Below are 19376 nucleotides of genomic sequence, written 5' to 3'. Positions count from 1 at the left end.
CTGCCTATATCATATTTTATCATACTAAAAAACCGCTGTAAATCCTCGTAAAGCATTGACATTTCCCCCAAAACCATGTACAATTAATTCTCGTGCAGCCGGGGCGCTAGCGGTGTCTTGTACCTGCAATCCGCTATAGCAGGGGTGATATTGCGCAGAGGGTGCTGCTTTGCAAAGCTGCCCTTGAAAAGTGGCGTTGAAAATCCGGGTCTCACGCAACGGAAATCCGTGAACCGTGTCAGGTCGGGAACGAAGCAGCACTAAGCGGAACCTTCCGGGTGTTGTGAGGGCGCCTGGATTGAGTCAACTGTCAAGGTAACGTTTGGGAAGCTTCATTCGAAGCGCAATGCACGTAAAGAAAAAGCACAAACAGGTTGTGATACTTCATGCATCACAACCTGTTTTTTATTTCCGTAAACCCTCTTACTATTTCCTATATTTCCGCATCGCTCCGATACCGATAGCTCCTGGTCCCACATGACACCCGATGCTTAAGTTCAGCACTCCAGGTAAGATTTCTTCCTCTGGAAATGCTTTCTGAAGCTCTGCTTTCCATTGTTTAAGTTCTTCTTCGGGCATCACTGTATTAGCAATTCCGATAGTTATCTCACCATTTTCATAAAGTTCTTTCAAACGTCCCTGCAAGTCTTTTTGCAGGGCTTTACACATTGTACGGAAAGCCGCCTTCATGCCGCGCACCTTAGCAAAAGCATCCAGCTTATCACCGGCGATTGTCAAAACAGGTTTGATATTCAGCATACTTCCAATCGCTGCTCCAGCGGGTGTCACACGCCCCCCCTTTTTCAAATACTCCAGTGTATCTACTGTTATATAAATACTCGCATCCAATGCTTCTGCTTCCAGCCTCTCTTTAATTTCCGCCCCGTTCATGCCTGACTCTGCCATCTGCACAGCATCCAGCACAGCCTGCATCTGTGTCACGGAAATCCGGTGATTATCTACTACATACACACGGCCGTCATAATCCTCCGCAAGCATGACCGCGCTTGCACAAGTGTTGCTCAGTCCGCTGGACATCGGAATATACACAACCTCGTCATGGGTCTTCAAAAGTTCAGCCCACAAGTCCATAACACTCCCTGGTGACGGAAGCGAAGAGGTAATCTCTGCTCCTTCTTCTTGCATACGGTAAAATTCCTCCGGTGTGATATCCACCCCTTCAAAATATGTATTTCCGTCTATGATCACCGGCATAGGAACAACGGCGATCCCCATTGCTTTTCCTGTTTCCGGAAGCATCCCGCAATTACTGTCTGTCATAATCGCTGTTTTCTGCATAACTTATCCACCAACTTACCCTTTCTCTAGCATATTGCATGTTACTTTAACACGTGTTAAGATTATAGCAACCGAATATCCAAATAACAATTTACAATAATTGTAATTTGTAAGTTATTTATACAGATATAAGAATTTGTATATTTATTATTCTGCCATACCGAGATGTTTGGCAGAATAATATCTTTGCAAATGCACATGAAAAGGGGAAACTATGGTTGACAAGCGAATCAAAAAAACAAAGAAGAATCTAAAAGCAACTTTAATTTCTATGATGTCTGATACCCCTTTTGAAGAGATATCTATTACCAGCCTTTGTAAACAGGCTGACATCAGCCGTATTACATTTTATACACACTACAGTGATAAATATGCGCTGATCGACGACATCTTTCAGGATATGATTCAAGCCGGTACAGAACTTTACCAGATAATGCAGGAAGAAAATAACCCTGAACGGGATTATGTGAAAGGCTATTGCAATGTGCTTCAGGCAATTCTGAAGTTATACTATACCCACTATGATTTTTTCTGCCACACACGTCCAGATAAAAATCCGTTTCTTGCCTTTTCTTTCTATAATTACGTGCTAAAAACAGTGGAGTCACATACCAATAAAGAAAGCCGGTCAATGCATTTTAGATATACACCGCGTAAAGTTGCCGGATTTATCTGTTACGGTATGACAGGATTTATCAACGAAAGTCACTCCGAAAACATTCCCCTCCCGGAAATTCAGAAAGAAGCATTGGAACTTCTGACTTCTCTTCTAACTTCAGATGTACTGACAAAATAACAGTGCGGCAAAAGACTGCACGTTTATACTGTTGTAACAGACAACCTTACGGCTGCACTGTTACATTCCGCTCTCTTTATCACATTAAAGTGGTATACTTTTCCGAAAATATATGGTACAATAACCACATATTTTGCAGTATAAACCGAATATCAGAATAACTGTAGAATTTGACATCTGAGGTATATCACTTAATTAATTTGCATCAAAAAAGAATGAGAGGTTTACTTATGTTAGAAACAATTACAGCAATAAACAGCGCAGTCAACAGTTTTGTCTGGGGCATCCCGGCAATGGTCTGCATCATCGGTGTCGGACTTCTGCTGACAATCCGTACAAATTTCCTTCAGGTCCGCAAATTTCCTTACGCTATCAAGACGACAATCGGACGGGTATTCCGCAAAAAAGAAGCTTCGGACGGGTCTATGACGCCGTTCCAGGCTGTCTGTACGGCTCTTGCCGCCACAGTAGGAACCGGTAATATCGCCGGAGTTGCCGGAGCAATCGCAATCGGAGGTCCGGGTGCAGTTTTCTGGATGTGGGTTTCTGCATTTCTGGGAATGTGTACCAAGTTCTCAGAGGTCACGCTGGCAATTCATTTCCGTGAGCGCAATGCACACGGCGATCTGGTAGGCGGACCGATGTATTATATCAAAAATGGTCTCAGCAAGCACTGGCACTGGCTGGCTTATGCATTTGCCGCTTTCGGCGTACTGACCGTATTTGGTACCGGTAACGCAACACAGGTAAATACGATTACGACTGCTGTCAACTCTGCACTGACTAATTATAATATTATCGGAGAATCCTCTATCAATACCTCCAATCTGATTCAGGGAATCCTGATCGCATTTCTGGTCGGATTAATTTTATTAGGCGGTATCAAAAGAATCGGACGGGTCACAGAACGGCTTGTTCCAATCATGGCATTACTCTATATTGTACTGGCTTTTGGAGTAGTCATTATAAATATCGAACGGCTTCCCGAAGTATTTTCTTCTATTATTTATGGTGCATTTAATCCAGCCGCAGTAACCGGAGGTGTCGTTGGCAGTGTATTTTTAAGTATGCAAAAGGGTGTTGCCCGCGGAATCTTCTCCAATGAGGCTGGTCTTGGTACAGGTTCCATCGCACATGCCTGTGCAGACACACAGAAACCTGTCAAACAGGGACTGTTCGGAATCTTTGAAGTATTTACCGATACGATTGTGATCTGTACACTGACCGCTCTGGTTATCCTGTGCAGTGGTATTTCGATTCAGTATGGCATTGATGCCGGTGCAGACCTGACAATCCGGGGATTCACCTCTACATACGGCAGCTGGATTTCTATCTTCACCGCCATTGCACTCTGCTGCTTCGCATTCTCCACCATTATCGGCTGGGGACTGTACGGCGCACGGTGTATTGAATTTTTGTTCAATGAAAAGATCATCAAGCCATTCATGGTTGTGTACTCACTCGTTGCAATCCTTGGCGCAACCGTTAACCTCGGACTTCTCTGGAGTATCGCAGAGACATTCAACGGATTAATGTCCATCCCAAACCTGATCGCCGTATTCCTCTTGTCAGGTACAGTTGTCAAACTGACAAAAGAATATTTTACAGGAGAAGGAAGAAAATAAAAAGTAACAGTTCAGCCCAGGACTTTGCACTGGCTGCAAAGTCCGTGAAATAACGTATATGTAGAGATGCATCAAGCCACCACGAAGTGGTTTTGCATGGCTTGATGCCTGTAACAGGCGGCCGAAGGCTGAACTGTTACAATAAAAATGACCCCTGCAGTTTCCGATCCATTTTCAGAAGCTGCAGGGGTATTTCTTATTTTCCAGCCTGCTTTCGTTCTCCGATTTCTTTCACGATCCGGTTATATGACCGTTTATTCAATCTGTAGAAGAACAGCACTGCCGCTGTAACAATCCAAAGCACACCCGGAATTGTCGTAAAAGAGTGTTTCATAACTGCCAGCACCAACTCATTTTGCTGCTGATTTGCCGCGTATCCGCATGCTCCCAGCACCGCCGCCAGAAGAGAGGTTCCGATTGCCATGCCAATTTTATTTCCAAGAGAGATAAATGCATACTGGAATCCGTCATTTCTCAGCCCTGTTTTCCATTCCCCATATTCTACACAATCCGGGATAATTGCATAGATCGCCGTATTGAACCCGGAGAAAAAAAACTGTGCCAGACAAGAAAATACATAAAACGGAACTGCAGATGTTCTTGCATTGAAGAAATACATACAAATCATGCTGATACCTGTAAGCAGCGAAAATATAGATGCCGTCCGCCCCTTATTGCTGGTCCACCCAAACACCATCGGAAAGCATGCTGCGCCAATGATAGATGGAATGATAATGCAAAGGGAATATACCGAAAACAATGCCTGATTTCCTTCCACATATGTAAAATAGTACAGTGCATCCGCATTTCTTCCATAGAGTGTTATTCCAAACAGAAACTGCCCTGCCACCGCCAATATATAAGGTCTGTTTTTCCCCACTGCCTGAAGCTGCTCCTTCAAGGAAATCTTTTTCTCTTCCGGTATTTCTACAACCTCTTTTGTTTTTGCAAAACAGAAAATGTGACATGCCGCAAAAATAATTCCATACACCGCAGCTACGATCAAATATCCCTGCTTTGCATTTCCGCTTCCAGCCCGCTCAATAAACGGAACCGTAATGATATTGATTATTCCAATGGCAATCATTGCACTAACAGAGCGAAATGTATTGATTTTCGCACGTTCCTCTATATTCTGCGTCATTGCCCCACACAATGTTCCATAAGGAATATTAACACAAGTATATCCCAACACCAAAATACAATATGTGACTGCCATATAGACGATTTTAGCTGTAGACGGCCAGTCTGGATGTGCCCAGAATGTCAGCATCAGCACAATCGCAGTCAACGGCGCCGCAACCAGAAGCCATGGGCGGTATCGTCCCCATCGGCTGTGTGTCTTATCCGACAAACCGCCGATGATCGGGTCATTGACAGCATCCCAGAACCGTGAGAACAGCATCAGTCCCGCAACAGCGCTCATTCCGATCCCAAATACATCTGTATAAAAAATCATTAAAAAATTCCCAACAAACATCCAGCTGAAATTGCACCCCACATCACCCATTCCGTATGCGATTTTACTAATCAGCGGCACTTTTATATTGGTATCTTTCTTTTCCATAGTCATTTCCTCCGCACGATATCACTGATTGATTGTTACTTCTCTTCCCAGATCTGAATCACTGCTTTTACAATATCCGCTTTGTTATTCACACTGTAGTCCATAGCCTTCTGCGCCTCATCTAATTTGAAAATATCCGTCACGATTCCTTTCAGGTTCACCTTGCCGGAAGCTACCGCATCAATTGCCATTGGATAAATATTACGATAGCGGAAGACTGTCTTAAAGGTCAGCTCTTTATCCAGTACAAGGCTCATTGGTAATGTCATTTCCCCGGTCTTGCTGTAGCCTACCAGAACAATATTACTTCCTTTTCTTGCAATCTGAATTGCCTGTCTCGTAGTGATTTCGGTTCCTGCAGTCTCCACTACAAGATCTGCCCCCCGTCCACTCGTCAGTTCCTTGATTCTTCTTTCCACGTCCTCTGTTCTGCCGTTGATTACAGCAGTTGCTCCAAGCTCCATCGCTTTTTCCAGACGTTTCTCCATAATGTCAACAACATAAACCTCTGATACACCTCTCGCTTTCAGCGCCATCATGGATACAAGTCCGATGCATCCTGCCCCCATAACAACTGCCTTCTGTCCCAGATGTGCATCTCCCTGAATTGCTGCATGAAAGCCAACAGCCAGTGGTTCGATCAATGCCCCTTCCAATGTACTTACATTATCCGGAAGCTTAAAGCAGAGGTCTGCCTCATGTGCAACATACTCCTGAAACACACCGTCTACCGGTGGAGTTGCAAAGAAGATAACATCTGAACAGAGATTGTATTTTCCTTCTTTACAGAACTCACAATGTCCGCATGTCTTGCCCGGCTCCAGAGCCACACGGTCACCAACAGACAGATGCTTTACATTTGCCCCAACTTCCACGACAACTCCGCCCGGCTCATGTCCCAGCACAAAAGGCGGCTCAACAACATAATCGCCGATTGCTCCCGTCTCATAATAATGCAAATCAGAACCACAGATACCTACATACTCCAGTTTCACCAGAACCTCATCCGGTGCGGGTGTCGGGATATCCCTCTCTGTAAATCCCATTTTACCGATTCCATTCATTACTGCAGCTTTCATTTTTCCTTCCATCACAATGTCCTCCTTTTACACACTCGATCACTTTTTGTTATAACTTTTATTAATCTTTTTATTAAAGTAATTACATTATTATTCAAACAGAGATATTTGTCAATAACCCTCCGGCATTTTCGCCATTTTTAACAAGATTGGAAAATACTTTTTGTGAACTTCATACAAAGAAATATTTTAAGCATCAAAAAAACGTCCTATCCTTTCACGATAAGACGTTTATACCTCGCTACATATTTTCTTCAAAATAATTTTTAACAAATGGGAGCGCCGCCCCGTATGCAGATGCCTCCAGTTTATATTTTCCAGTCCGTACATAAGCTGTATCCAGATCAAACAAGTTATGTTTTTTTATCTTTCGGCTTAATTCCGGCAGAAATTCTTCCAGATAACCGCCTACATAACCGCCTAACACAATCCGGCAGTCAAATGCCATTCTCAAATTGGTAACTGCAATTGCCAGATATTCCATGTACTCTTCCCAAGCCTGCATGCAATCAGGATCTCCTTCTCTCACCTTTTGGAAAAACAGTTCCAGATTATCATCTGTCCGCCGCTGCAGCACCTTCGCCGAACAATATGCATCCACACAGCCTTTTTTTCCGCAATAGCAGACTCTGCCATTTGCCTCTATGACCATATGCCCGAATTCTCCGCTCCGAAAATGTTCTCCCGGATACAGACTGTCATGCAGATATATCGCGCCGCCGACAGTACTGCTCAGCGACAAATACACAGTGTCGCAGTCCTGCTCAACCAATTCTGCATAAGCTGCACAATTAGCATCGTTTTCAAGACGATATGGATATCCGATCCGACTGTCCATATCCTGGAAGCTGATATTGGATGCCCCCAAAGCATGTGACTGCAGCAATACTTTTTCCTGATTCACAATTCCCGGTACAGAAATACCCACGCCTATCACGGGATTTTCCATATCCTCCGCTTCCCTGATAAATTGATGCAGCTCTTGTCCCATCTGTTCATAATATGCATCTGTATCTTCAAAGACCAGTCGGATACGTTTCCATCTCTCAATCTTCCTCCTCATATTCACAAGCACAAAATTAATATGATGTGCCGTTATATCCATGCCAACGGCATATCCCAGATTCTCGGCTACAGCCAGAGCCTTCGCCTTTCTCCCTCCCGTTGATTCATATTCGCCTGTCTCTACAATATACCCCGCTTCCATCAATTCTTTCACGTTTTGGAGCGTGGTAGGCATGCTTAAGTTCAATACCGATGCAATTTCATTCTTTGAAGCAAACCCTTTCACGGAAATAAAATTGGCGATGCGGATTTTATTAAGACGTTTTGGAGTTTTAATTGTATCCCTCATTGTTATCCCTGCTTTTCAAAATACTCTTATTTCTGTTTATCACTCCCATTATATATTAAATCTTTTATAAAAGCTATTATTTTTAATTACAAAAAACTGTTTGCATGCCGGAAAACCATCAGTTCGTATGAAAGCTCCCATATATCGTAGCAAATCTGTCCTTCTCGACAGCCTTTTTACTATTACTTACTGTTATATACCTCTTTATCCAATGCATGTTCTTTGAAGCTTACAATTACATTTGTAGCAGCATCCCCGATTACGTTCAGTGTAATTACCGCCATACCTGGAAGATAATTCATAGCCAGTACAAGGGAATATCCGATCATGCATAGTTCTGAACTCATTCCCAGCCCAGTCATAACCACATATACCATTGTTGTTCCCGCTACCGGAATCGCCGGTGTTCCCATTGCTGTACATATGGACAGAAAAGCTGCCAGTGCAAGTGTGGACGGCTTGATATCAATGCCGGCAGCTGAAGCAATGAAAGTAACTGCAATCATATGCATCGCTGTTGTTCCGTTCATATTAATGGTCATTCCTGTCGGAAGCACAAAGCTGCTGATTTCTCTGGAGCATCCTAATTCTTCCGTACAAGTCTTTGTATTCAGCGGAAGAGTTGCCGCAGAGGAATTTGTGGCTGCTGCAAACAATCCAATCTTCAATGTCTTCTTTACAAATGGAATTGGATTCAGCCTTGTCGTCAGAAAGATACCTATCGGATAGATTGTAAATACAAGAACAAGACTAACTATGATCGTTGTTATAATCCATACAAGAGTCGGTTTAATATATTCAACTCCATAAACAGCAAGTGTTCTTGTAATCATACAGAAAATGGCAAACGGACCGATTTTATTAATCAGGAAATTCAGAAATAATTGCACGACATCATTTAGATTTTCAATCACCTTACGAAGCGGTTCTGTTTTTGCTCCCAGTACTGTCATAGACAGTCCCAAAATAATTGCAACGACAACTACTGACAGAATACTGTTATTTGATGAAAATGCCTGGAAAATATTAGATGGTACTGCATTTACAACAGTTACGAGCGGATTGTAACCTTCCATCGTAACGGCTTCTGTTACCATTTCATTTGGAAGATTTACATTAAACCATCCCATTGTCTTTACAAAATATGCCGCTGTTCCTGCCAAAGCTGCAGCCACTGCATAAAAGCAGATATATGTAATAAATGTCTTTCCCGCAATCTTCCCCAATCTTTCCGGATTAGCCAGACTGCACATAGCAAGGCTCAATGATGTGATGACAAGCGGTACGATCGCCATCTGCAGCCCTCTCATAAACAGCTGCCCTATAATATACAAAATACCAATGCCCTCAATTCCATTTGTCTTAGTTACATCTTGAAAGAAAATTGCATCGAGCACGTTCCATACTCCGGTTTTCCCACTCCCCACAAGAAATTCTCTCAAAATCAACATCAGAAAACCCACTGCAAATCCAGCCGCCACCGCAATAAACATTCTTTTTACAATGGTATTCTTTTTTTCTTTTTCTCTCATCTTTTCATCTCCTTATTTTTCTGTGTTTTTTTGTTTTGCTCTCCGCTATGCATATATGCTAAATCCTGTTGAAATTTCTTATATTCATTGTACATATCATCCATACAGATGTCAATTGTTTTTCTTTATTACAAAGATTTTCTATGATTTTAACAGATTTTTGTATATATTTTTGTTTATTTTTTTTACATTTTTTCTTTGTTTTCTGTGTTTCAAATATAAATTTCTTTAAAAAAGACAGGATATCTCACTGCTGGCTCTTCTGCAGTGAAATATCCCGTCTTTTATTTTAATGTTTACAATTTAGTAAATCAATTCTATATCATGTTCCAGGCAATAATCAATCCATTCATCAGAAGGTCTTTTGTCTGTAATAATATAGTTTACATTTTCCAGGTCAATCAGATTTACAAAGGCTGACTGATCGAACTTTGAATAATCTACAAGCAGCGCTACTTCCTCCGCCTGCGCCAGCATCGCTTTTTTTATCTCTGCTTCACTCTCATTGGAGTCAAGCACACCCTTTTCCAGACTCAGCCCTTTACAGCTGATCAGCGCAAGGCTTACATTATACTTGGTAATATTACTTTTGGCGAGCTGTCCCTGCAAAGAGAGAGATTTTTTGTTAAATTCTCCCCCTGTTGAAATAATATTGAAAGCTGCCTGTTGAAACTCTCTGAGAGCCTCTGTTGAATTCGTCACCACAGTAACATCCGGAGACTGCGGCAACAACTTTAATGCTTCTACAACAGTCGTACTGGAGTCTGCAAGAATTGTATTCTTTCCCTCAAAAAGTCGTGCGGCTTTGCGTGCGATCTCCTGTTTTTCTTTCAGATGCTTGCTCAGACGTCTGTAAAAATGAATCCCTTCCTTCTGAACACCTTCATTCCAGATCGCACCGCCGTGAACCCTTGTTACAACACCATCCGCTTCCAATTTATCTAAATCTCTGCGTATTGTTTCTTCCGTCACCCTGCAAATCTTGCTCAGTTCTCCCACTGATGCCTTTTTGTGTGTCTGCACCGTCTGACGGATTACCATTAATCTTTCCTTGCCCGCCATGCTTTCTTCCCTTTCCAAACCCTCATCACCAATGATGCTTTTATTTAATAATAACTCTTCCGAGTTGGTTTTTGCAAGACCTTTCTCCTTTGAAAGCATGTTTTCTCCCTTTGAAACGCTCAGATTCAAAAACCGACCTATCATAAACGTTCTTTAAAATACAGCCATTTTATTGTTTCAAAAATGTATGTTTATTTATCAATCTCTTCTGCAAGTTCACGCATGTAAGCTACATCTTCTGCAGACAGTTCAAGTTCAGAAGACTTCACATTTTCCTTAATCTGATCAACTGTTGTTGAACCACTGAGCAGGTTCAAGAAGTCTCCCTGTGCGAGAATCCAGCCAAGCGCCAGATTTGCAATTGTACATTTATATTTTTCACAGAGCGGTTTCCATTTATCCATCATATCCATAGCCGCCTGCATGTTGTCCGGCTGGAACCATTTTTTCGGAATCTGTGCCCCTACCGGCTGATAATCCCTCGGCATTGTTCCAGAGAGCAGTCCCATTTCAAGCGGTGAGTATGCCTGAATCGTTACACCGTTCTCACGGCAGCACGGAATGATTTCATCCTCGATCCCACGGTCAAGGATAGAATATTTTGCCTGGACAATATCAAGATCTCCCCATTTCAAATATTCTTCAATATGATGAATATCTACATTAGCAGCTCCGATCGCCTTAATCTTTCCCTGTGCTTTCAGCTCATTTAACACGTCCATTGTCTTCTGGATCGGTACATAATACTCAGAACCTTCAATCGCCTGCCAGTGTGTCATATACACATCTACATAATCAGTGCCGAGACGCTCCAGAGAACCCAGTATTTCTTTTTTTACAGATGCACTGTTGAGATTCTTGTACAGCTGGATTCCATTTACCTTATTAAAGAGATCGCCCTTCATCTCCTGATCCCATGTAACGCCGCATTTTGTAATAATAACGACATCTTTGCGGTTCATTCCTTCCAGAGCTTTCCCGAGAATCTTTTCACTGTTTCCAAAGTTATATCCCGGTGCAGTGTCGATCAGGTTGACTCCCGCTTTCGGAGCTTCCCTGATTGTATCCACAACAGTCTGCAGCTCATGGTCTCCGCCCCATGCGCTTCCGCCGCCGATGGACCACGTTCCAAGACCAATTCTCGAAATATCTATTCCTGTTTTTCCCAGCTTCATTACTTTCATAATATTGTTTCTCCCTTTCTTAACCACTCACTTAACGTAACCGTTCAGCCTTACGCCTGCACTGTTGCCATTTAACCAACATTATTTGTAGTCTTCGCGGTATTTTGCAAGCATCTCATCTACAATTGCTTTGTCTTTGACACCACCGGTCGCTCCCACATACTGAACTGAAACTGCTGCAGTACAGTTTGCATACACAGCACATTCCCGGATATCTTTACCTTCCAGAAGACCAGTGATAAAACCTGATGCAAAATTATCTCCTGCACCGATCGTATCAATTGCTGTCACGCCCTTGCATGCCGGAACAACCATAGAACCTTCCGCATTACGGATATAGCATCCTCTTTTTCCGATTTTCATGATTACGTTTTTCACGCCGCATGCAAATAATTTATCAGCAACCTTAGCTTCATCTGTCTCACCTGTCATCTCACTGGCTTCCTCAAAGTTCGGGAAGAAATAATCTACATATCCAAGCGCCTCTGTAATATCCTCCAGTTTTTCGTTAAGCCGCGGCGAAACCATATCTGCACAGATAATCATACCTTCTTCTTTTGCCTTTGAAAACACACGGACCAGTGCGTCGTTATCAAACAGCGGGTTATTGAAAATGCTTGCAAAAGAAAGAATCTTTGCCCCTTTTAATGCAGACATATCTAAGTCGTCATATTTGAATTTCCACAAACTGCCCTGACGGTTTGTAATAAATGTACGTTCACCGTCTGCGGCTACCAGTCCTACATTAATTGAAGTATCAATAGCCGGATCTTGCTTAATGTACTTTGTATCAATACCGGTTCTCTCACAATGGCTCATTACAAACGCGCCTGCTACATCAACACCGATACAGCTCATCAGTGCAACCCTATGCCCCAGTCTTGTAATGATTGTAGACTCGTTGATCGCATCTCCGCCGATGGTCATTGCAATTCCATCCACAGGATAAGATACTACATCAAACACTTCTTTGCTGACTGGCCTAAGCGGCAGGTCTACGATCGCCGCCCCGATAATGATTACATCCATTTCTTTACTCACTTTATTCATCAGCCCTTCCGTCGTCACCGAATAATTTAATCTTATACATTGCACGTTCTTTTACTGCCTGCCTTACTGCACGTTCAACTGCTAAAAACGGCTCATCTTTGTGCTCATTAACCGCTTCCATAGCTGCCTGGCAAAGCTCTGTATGAATGTTAATTTTTGCAATACCAAGAGAAATTGCCTTCTTGATATCTTCATCGCCAATGCCTGATGCACCATGAAGCACAAGCGGAACATCAACTGTTTTTGCAACTTCTTCCAGTATGTCAAAGTCCAGCTTTGGCTCAGAGGTATAAACACCATGTACGTTTCCAATTGCTACTGCCAGAGAATCACAGCCTGTTCTGTCTACAAAATCCTTTGCCTGCTTCGGGTCTGTATAGTGATACTCTGATAATGCCTCCTCATAAACGGTCTCATTTCCTACATGTCCAAGCTCTGCTTCTACAGGAATGTTATATGCATGAAAATAATCTACGCATCTTCTGATTTCCGCTACATTTTCCTCATATGGAAGAGCAGAAGCATCTCGCATAACAGAATTCATGCAGTGATTTACGGCATTCTGGAGTATCGTCATGTTACGGCCGTGGTCCCAGTGAAGAATAACCGGAACAGTTGCTTTCTTTGCCATGGATTCCATCATATAGCAATAATCTTCAAATGAAGTATTGCCTGTAAATCCTGTGCCAAATGAAATAATAATCGGCGCACGTAATTCCTCTGCTGCATCTATTACACCCATAAGCATCTCTGCATTCCATACGTTAAAATGAGGAATCGCATAACGTCCTGCACTTGCTTTCTTTTCCCAATATCTGATATCTGAAATCATAATTTTCTCCTTTTCTATTTTAAAACTGCCCGAGTGCAAACTACAGTTTCATTAAATTAATCCGCTACTTTAACTACGCCCTTAACCATTTCTGTTTTCTTCACCGGGTCAATTGCCTCTTCAAATGCCATCTGTACATCCTTGTAATCATACACATTTGTTACCATATCTTTTACGTTAAATCTTCCTGATGCAATTGCTTCGATCGTCTGCGGGAAGTTATTGCAATACCGGAAAGATGTCTGGATCGTTACCTCTCGGTTAATTTTCAGGAAATCAATCGGAACTGGTTTGGACTGGGTGCCAACCATCATAATCTTACCGCCGCGTGCTACAAGCTGTACTGCCTGCTGCGCCGTAAATACTGCTCCCGCAGCCTCAAATACAAGATCAATGCCATGATCTCCGTACAGTTCCTCAGACCGCAGTACGGCAACTGTATCCTGCTCTTTTCCGTTGATAACTCGTGCAGCTCCCAGCTTCTTTGCAAGCTCCAGACGTTTCTCGATCACATCAACAACTGTAATATCCTTTGCCCCAAGGCTGACACACGCCTGCAATACCATCAATCCGATCGCGCCTGCACCGAGAATCACGATGCTCTTGCCCACTGTTGCTCCACCCAGAACTGCTGCATGCATTCCAACTGCCGCAGGCTCTACCAGAGCGCCCTCCAGTGTTGTCATGCCTTCTGGAATATGATAGGTCCACTCTTCTGGATGAGTCATGTACTGCGTCAGCGCACCCTTATAATTCGGCTGTGTCGCCATAAAGTCAACACCTGGACAGATATTGTAACGGCCTGTACGGCAATACTCACATGTGTCGTCCGGCACACCCGGCTCGATCAGCACTTTATCTCCTGCTTTGAACTTTGTAACTTTTGCTCCGACTTTAATGACCTCTCCTGCCACCTCATGACCAAGTCCGATTTTCTGATTCGGATCCTTCGGAGGGATAAATGGTCCGAACTCAAATCCGTGAATATCAGAACCACACATTCCCACATATTCTACTTTCATAAGAATTTCATGTTCCTTCGGCTCTGGAACTGGATATTCTTGTATTTCAAAATGCTTTGGAGTTACTAAAATTGCTTCTGAGTTCTTCATTTTGCTTACTTCCTTTCTGGTTAATCAACATTTCCGATGTCTTCTACAGATTCCCCTCTCGTTTCAACACCAAAGAAGAATACGCCTACTGCTATAATAACTGCAACAATTGTAATCAGCACAAATACACCATTGCTTCCGACAGAAGCCGCAACACTTGTTACTAGGAACGGGAAGAAGATATTGCTTACACGCCCCATTGCGTTACAAAAGCCAGAACCGGACATTTTTGCTGACGTAGGCCACATTTCCGGAACGTATACGGCAGATGCATAACATACATACATGTAAATAATCGTGTTCAGGATAAATGTTGTTACGATCAATGCTGTCATTGTTGTCTGCTGTGATGTAATAATACCCATTACCGCCATACCAAGTAAAAGCAGGACGCCTGTCAGTTTTCTGGAAATCTTATCCATGTACAGTGATGCAAGGAATATCCCGAACGGAGCTCCGAACAGACCAAACATTGTCATAAACTGCGACTGTGATGTATCATATCCAAGCGATCTAAGCAGAGACGGCATCCAGTTCATCAATGTATACTGAATTGTGTTCATACCAATCAATACAAGAGAACCTACGATTGTTCTTCTTAACAATTTTCCTTTGAACAATGCGGAATACGGAAGCTGTTTTACAGGTTTGGGAGCTTCTGTTACTTCCGGAAGCTTTTTTCCTGTGGAAGCTTCGATTTCTTTTTCAATCCGAGTCATGATAGTATCTGCTTCTTCTACTCTTCCCTGTGCTTCTAACCATCTCGGAGACTCTGGGAACTTCTTTGCAATCAGGAAAGATGCAATGATAGAGAGAATAGATGGAATCATATACTGAACTCTCCAGTTCATATTATAGCTGATACCTGTAGATACGATCAGCAATGCAATACCATTGCACAGCGGATGTGCCCAGTTTCCGATAAAAGAGTTACGGCTGGACCATACGCCGCGGTTCTTTCCCGGTACATATTCTGTAAATCCGGCAAACAAAACTACCAGAAGAGCGCCCAGTCCGAATCCCTGTGCCAAACGGAACACATACAGTACATAAACATTTGGTGCTGCTGCTCCGCCTATCATAGCAATAATGTGAATAATCTCGTACAAAAGAATACTTTTCTTACGTCCGATCTTATCCCCGATCGGTCCTCCGATCAAAGCTCCAAAAAGCTGTCCTGCTGTATATGTAGTTCCCCACATTGCCAAAAGAGTGGTTCCTGGTTCAAGCCAGTGAAGTTCGTTCAACAAAATATTCTGTACAGCTCCGCCGATTCCGTTAGACCAGCATACCAGCAGTGCAAAGGCTGTAACCAGCCACATTTTTACGTGCCATCCCGAATTCGGAAGGCGGTCAAGTCTCGCTCCGATATTTGCGCTTTTTCTCGTTTCCATGATATTTCCCTTTCTTAATCTCATTCTTTATTTATCCGCAAGTTCACTTTTTACTTCCTGTTCCATAATTCTCCATGCTTCTTCGATATCTTCAGCCTTATTCCAGAGAGCCGGCGGACCTAACACAACCATATCCGCACCCGCTTCATAAAGTGGTGCATATACACCCGCATTCATCGAGCCATCCGCCTCGATCAGGAAATCAAGCCCCATCTCTTCTCTCCATTTCACAAGTGTACAGATTTTGTCATACATCTGTGTAATTACCTTTTGTCCCGCATATCCGGCATCTACGATCATAATCGTCACCTTGGACAGCAGTGGCAGATAATAGCGGATTGCCTCCAGCGGAGCTGCCGGATTCATTGCGATTCCGGCTTTGCATCCGAGTGATATAATCTTATTGATGGTAACAAATGCATCGCTTTCAATGCAGTCTGTATGCGGCGTAATGTAAGCTGCTCCAGCCTTTGCACACGCTTCGATGTAATCCTGCGGATGTTTTACCATCAAATGTGCATCCATTGGTTTCTTAACGACCTTCTTTAAAGTTTCCATAAAATCAGGCCCCACACCGAATGTTTTTACATAATTTCCGTCTTTGATATCAATATGTAGGAAATCCGCATGTTCATCGATATATTTCACCTGATGCTCAAAATCAAACAAATCGCAACATCCCATTGAAGGTGCAAGAAGTAATTTCTTTTCCATAACAATCCCCCGCTGATCAATCCTCATAGTCATATGTAAAGATTACTTTAATTGCTTCCTTCTTAGCCATTGCCTCGAAGCCTTCCTCCCACTGTGACAGTCCAAGCCTGTGAGTGATCATCGGCTCTACCTTAATCTGTCCCGATGCAAGCAACCGGATTGCATTTCTCCATGAGGTGGAATCATACGCCATATGCCCGATAATGCTCTTGTTCCATGATGTAATATCATTAATTGAGAACTCCAGCGGTTTGAATCCCATTCCAACACGGACAACTTCTCCGTTCGGTCGAAGCATTTCGATTGCCTGTTTCAGAGCGATATTGGCTCCTGAACATTCAACAACCAATCCCAGATTGTCTCTTCCGCAAATTTCCGTACATCTCTTAACAACGTCTTCCTTAGAACCATTCACACAGTGTGTAGCTCCCAATTCCATAGCTACCGGGAAACGAACCGGAACATCCTCGTCAAGACCAACCATAACGATATTGACAGCTCCCATGATTCTGGCAACCTGTACCGCAAACAATCCGAGCGGACCTGTTCCGAATACAACCACATCCTGTCCCGGAAGAAGATGGCTTTGCTGGGCGATTGCTTTATAAGAGTTACAGATTGGATCAAGAACTGCTGCTTCTTCATATTTTACATTTTCCGGGATTTCCCAGATTGCATGTTTGTGAATTCTTAAAATTTCACCCGGAACCTTGCAGTATTTTGAAAAACCGCCGCCCCATGTATTATTATCAAGTCCTAAATTAACTTTGTTCTCACAGCAAAGGAAATCGCCTTGTTCACATGCCGGACAGACACCACACACATGAGCACTGTTGTCAGATACAACCCGCTGTCCTACTTTCCAGTCTGTTACCTTCTCGCCAACTTCTACGATTTCACCTGCAAACTCATGTCCACGGATGGAGTTGAATTCATCAGAGCCGTTATCCACTTTGTAGTGTTTCATATCCGCTCCGCAGATTGCCGCAGCCTTTATCTCAATGATAATATCTTCCGGACCACATGTCGGTTTCGGAACATCAATCAAACGATACCCACCAAATGCTTTTCCATATCTTGCCAATGCTTTCATCTTCTCATTCTCCTCTTTTTCCATTCTAGGTTCAGGTTGCCCTGTGTGTTAAAAATGTATTTGTTTCCGGCCAGGAACTTTTTTATTTGTTTACAGTTTATCTCATTTTTCTGTTTCAGTCAATATTTTTCTTTGTTTTGAAGATTTTTTGTGAATTTGTACAATTTATTCACAGATTTTATAGTATCTACACGTCCTTAAATGCTGATATTTTGTATATTTTTCACATCTTTGTTTTGAAGAAACACAGATTTTACATAATGCCAGAATTAAGAACTCTAAAAAAGACCGCTGCCAGAAATCTCCATCTCTGGCAGCGGTCTCTTCAATCTATATTTGTCTATTCAGCCTTGCTTCTTCATAGTCACAGAATCTTGCGGACTTCACAGTAAATGTAAAGTCCTAGGCTGAACTGTTACAATTTCCTACATCAGTTTTCTAAACAATGTTTTTAAATCTTCTACACTTGCATCTTTCGGATTACCCGGCGCACATGCATCTGCGTGTGCAGATTCCGCTAAGAACTGTAAATCCTCCTCCTTTAACGCTTCCAGTTTCGTCGGAATCCCTACGTCTACAGACAGCTTCTGAACTGCGTCAACTGCCGCCTTTCTGTATTCGTCCACAGACATCTCATCTACACCTTTTACTCCCATTGCTCTTGCAATTTCCCTGTACTTTTCTCCTGTACAGTCTGCATTGTACTCCATAACAATCGGAAGCATCATTGCGCAGGCAACACCATGCGGAGTATCATATACTGCGCCAAGTGTATGTGCCATAGAATGTGCGATCCCCAGACCTACATTGGAGAATCCCATACCTGCAATATACTGTCCGAGAGCCATGCCGTCACGTCCCTCTTTCTCACCCTCAACCGCGCCTCTCAACGATTTGCCGATAATCTCGATTGCCTTTAAATGGAACATATCTGTCATCTCCCATGCGCCCTTGGTTGTGTATCCTTCAATCGCATGTGTCAGAGCATCCATACCTGTAGAAGCAGTCAGACCCTTCGGCATAGAAGACATCATATCCGGGTCTACCACTGCGATGATCGGCATATCATGCGGATCCACACAGACAAATTTTCTCTTTTTCTCCACATCCGTGATAACATAATTGATCGTAACCTCTGCCGCGGTTCCTGCCGTTGTCGGAACTGCAATGATCGGCACACAAGGTTTCTTCGTCGGAGCTACCCCTTCCAGACTTCTCACATCCTCAAATTCTGGATTGGCAATGATAATACCGATTGCCTTTGCCGTATCCATGGATGAGCCGCCGCCGATTGCTACGATATAATCCGCCTCAGCTTTCTTAAAAGCAGCTACACCGTTCTGTACATTTTCAATCGTCGGATTTGCCTTGATGTCTGAATAAGTCTCATAAGCCAATCCTGCTTCATCAAGTACCTTTGTCACTTTTCCTGTCACACCGAACTTAATCAAATCCGGGTCAGAACACACGAAGGCTTTCTGAAAGGCTCTTGCCTTTGCTTCATTTGCAATTTCCTGAATCGCTCCTGCTCCGTGATAAGATGTCTCGTTCAGCATTATTCTGTTTGCCATGTCGTCCACTCTCCCTTTTCATTCAATAATATGCCTATATTTTACCACCTTTGTATTTCATATAGCAATAAAAAACAGCCTGAACAGTAACACTTCTAGCGCTATTATCCAA

At 42.9% G+C, this 19376-nt stretch carries 16 protein-coding genes and 1 other RNA gene; 3 read left to right on the top strand and 14 right to left on the bottom strand.

The features are described 5' to 3' along the window. Nucleotides 1-90: 90 nt before the first annotated feature. An RNA gene (gene ffs, locus NFS18_RS10885) (signal recognition particle sRNA large type) lies at nucleotides 91-354 on the top strand. Between the two features lie 72 nt (nucleotides 355-426). Here ffs and NFS18_RS10880 read toward each other — a convergent pair. Beyond that, nucleotides 427-1299 (bottom strand): DegV family protein, encoded by an 873-nt coding sequence (locus tag NFS18_RS10880; protein ID WP_251390060.1) that lies wholly within the window; start codon nucleotides 1297-1299, stop codon nucleotides 427-429. A gap of 214 nt (nucleotides 1300-1513) precedes the next feature. On the opposite strand from NFS18_RS10880, the gene NFS18_RS10875 reads away from it, so the two are divergent. Beyond that, entirely contained in the window at nucleotides 1514-2095 is a 582-nt protein-coding gene (locus NFS18_RS10875; RefSeq protein WP_251390059.1) for a TetR/AcrR family transcriptional regulator, read from the top strand. A gap of 230 nt (nucleotides 2096-2325) precedes the next feature. Continuing rightward, the gene (locus NFS18_RS10870; RefSeq protein WP_251390058.1) at nucleotides 2326-3720 is read left to right on the top strand and encodes an alanine/glycine:cation symporter family protein; all 1395 of its coding nucleotides are present in this window, start codon (nucleotides 2326-2328) and stop codon (nucleotides 3718-3720) included. 196 nt (nucleotides 3721-3916) lie between these two features. On the opposite strand, the gene NFS18_RS10865 is transcribed toward NFS18_RS10870, so the two are convergent. The 13 genes from NFS18_RS10865 to fucO form a co-directional block, all read right to left on the bottom strand. Next, nucleotides 3917-5287 carry an MFS transporter gene (locus tag NFS18_RS10865; protein ID WP_251390057.1) on the bottom strand — a complete coding sequence of 457 codons (1371 nt, stop codon included), beginning with the start codon at nucleotides 5285-5287 and terminating at the stop codon, nucleotides 3917-3919. A 35-nt stretch (nucleotides 5288-5322) separates the two neighbouring features. Continuing rightward, entirely contained in the window at nucleotides 5323-6378 is a 1056-nt protein-coding gene (locus tag NFS18_RS10860; RefSeq protein ID WP_251390056.1) for an NAD(P)-dependent alcohol dehydrogenase, read from the bottom strand. 229 nt (nucleotides 6379-6607) lie between these two features. Beyond that, the gene (locus NFS18_RS10855; RefSeq protein WP_251390055.1) at nucleotides 6608-7720 is read right to left on the bottom strand and encodes an ROK family transcriptional regulator; all 1113 of its coding nucleotides are present in this window, start codon (nucleotides 7718-7720) and stop codon (nucleotides 6608-6610) included. A gap of 182 nt (nucleotides 7721-7902) precedes the next feature. Continuing rightward, a complete protein-coding gene (locus NFS18_RS10850; protein ID WP_251390054.1) occupies nucleotides 7903-9252 on the bottom strand; it encodes a dicarboxylate/amino acid:cation symporter in 1350 nt (449 codons plus the stop codon). A gap of 303 nt (nucleotides 9253-9555) precedes the next feature. Next, complete coding sequence (locus NFS18_RS10845; RefSeq protein ID WP_251390053.1) at nucleotides 9556-10413, bottom strand: DeoR/GlpR family DNA-binding transcription regulator; 858 nt, start codon at nucleotides 10411-10413, stop codon at nucleotides 9556-9558. 92 nt (nucleotides 10414-10505) lie between these two features. After that, the gene (gene ydjG / locus NFS18_RS10840) at nucleotides 10506-11498 is read right to left on the bottom strand and encodes an NADH-dependent methylglyoxal reductase (RefSeq protein ID WP_251390052.1); all 993 of its coding nucleotides are present in this window, start codon (nucleotides 11496-11498) and stop codon (nucleotides 10506-10508) included. An 81-nt stretch (nucleotides 11499-11579) separates the two neighbouring features. Next, a complete protein-coding gene (locus NFS18_RS10835; protein WP_251390051.1) occupies nucleotides 11580-12548 on the bottom strand; it encodes a carbohydrate kinase family protein in 969 nt (322 codons plus the stop codon). After that, nucleotides 12541-13380, bottom strand: coding sequence for a class II fructose-bisphosphate aldolase (locus NFS18_RS10830; RefSeq protein WP_251390050.1), 840 nt, complete (start codon nucleotides 13378-13380; stop codon nucleotides 12541-12543). Before NFS18_RS10830 ends, NFS18_RS10835 begins: the two co-directional genes overlap by 8 nt. Before the next feature lie 56 nt (nucleotides 13381-13436). Beyond that, complete coding sequence (locus NFS18_RS10825; protein WP_251390049.1) at nucleotides 13437-14492, bottom strand: NAD(P)-dependent alcohol dehydrogenase; 1056 nt, start codon at nucleotides 14490-14492, stop codon at nucleotides 13437-13439. 20 nt (nucleotides 14493-14512) lie between these two features. Further along, complete coding sequence (locus tag NFS18_RS10820; protein ID WP_251390048.1) at nucleotides 14513-15910, bottom strand: MFS transporter; 1398 nt, start codon at nucleotides 15908-15910, stop codon at nucleotides 14513-14515. 3 nt (nucleotides 15911-15913) lie between these two features. Then, on the bottom strand, nucleotides 15914-16600 hold the full coding sequence (locus NFS18_RS10815; protein ID WP_251390047.1) for a beta/alpha barrel domain-containing protein: 687 nt from the start codon (nucleotides 16598-16600) through the stop codon (nucleotides 15914-15916). A gap of 16 nt (nucleotides 16601-16616) precedes the next feature. Beyond that, nucleotides 16617-17693: a zinc-binding dehydrogenase gene (locus tag NFS18_RS10810; RefSeq protein WP_251390046.1), complete on the bottom strand. Its 1077-nt coding sequence runs from the start codon at nucleotides 17691-17693 to the stop codon at nucleotides 16617-16619. Nucleotides 17694-18118: 425 nt separating this feature from the next. After that, nucleotides 18119-19264: a lactaldehyde reductase gene (gene fucO, locus NFS18_RS10805; protein ID WP_251390045.1), complete on the bottom strand. Its 1146-nt coding sequence runs from the start codon at nucleotides 19262-19264 to the stop codon at nucleotides 18119-18121. Nucleotides 19265-19376: the final 112 nt, after the last annotated feature.

The sequence above is a fragment of the Mediterraneibacter agrestimuris genome (assembly GCF_943193195.1).
Lineage (GTDB): Bacteria > Bacillota > Clostridia > Lachnospirales > Lachnospiraceae > Schaedlerella > Schaedlerella agrestimuris.
This window is presented reverse-complemented; position numbering and strand designations above follow the sequence as displayed.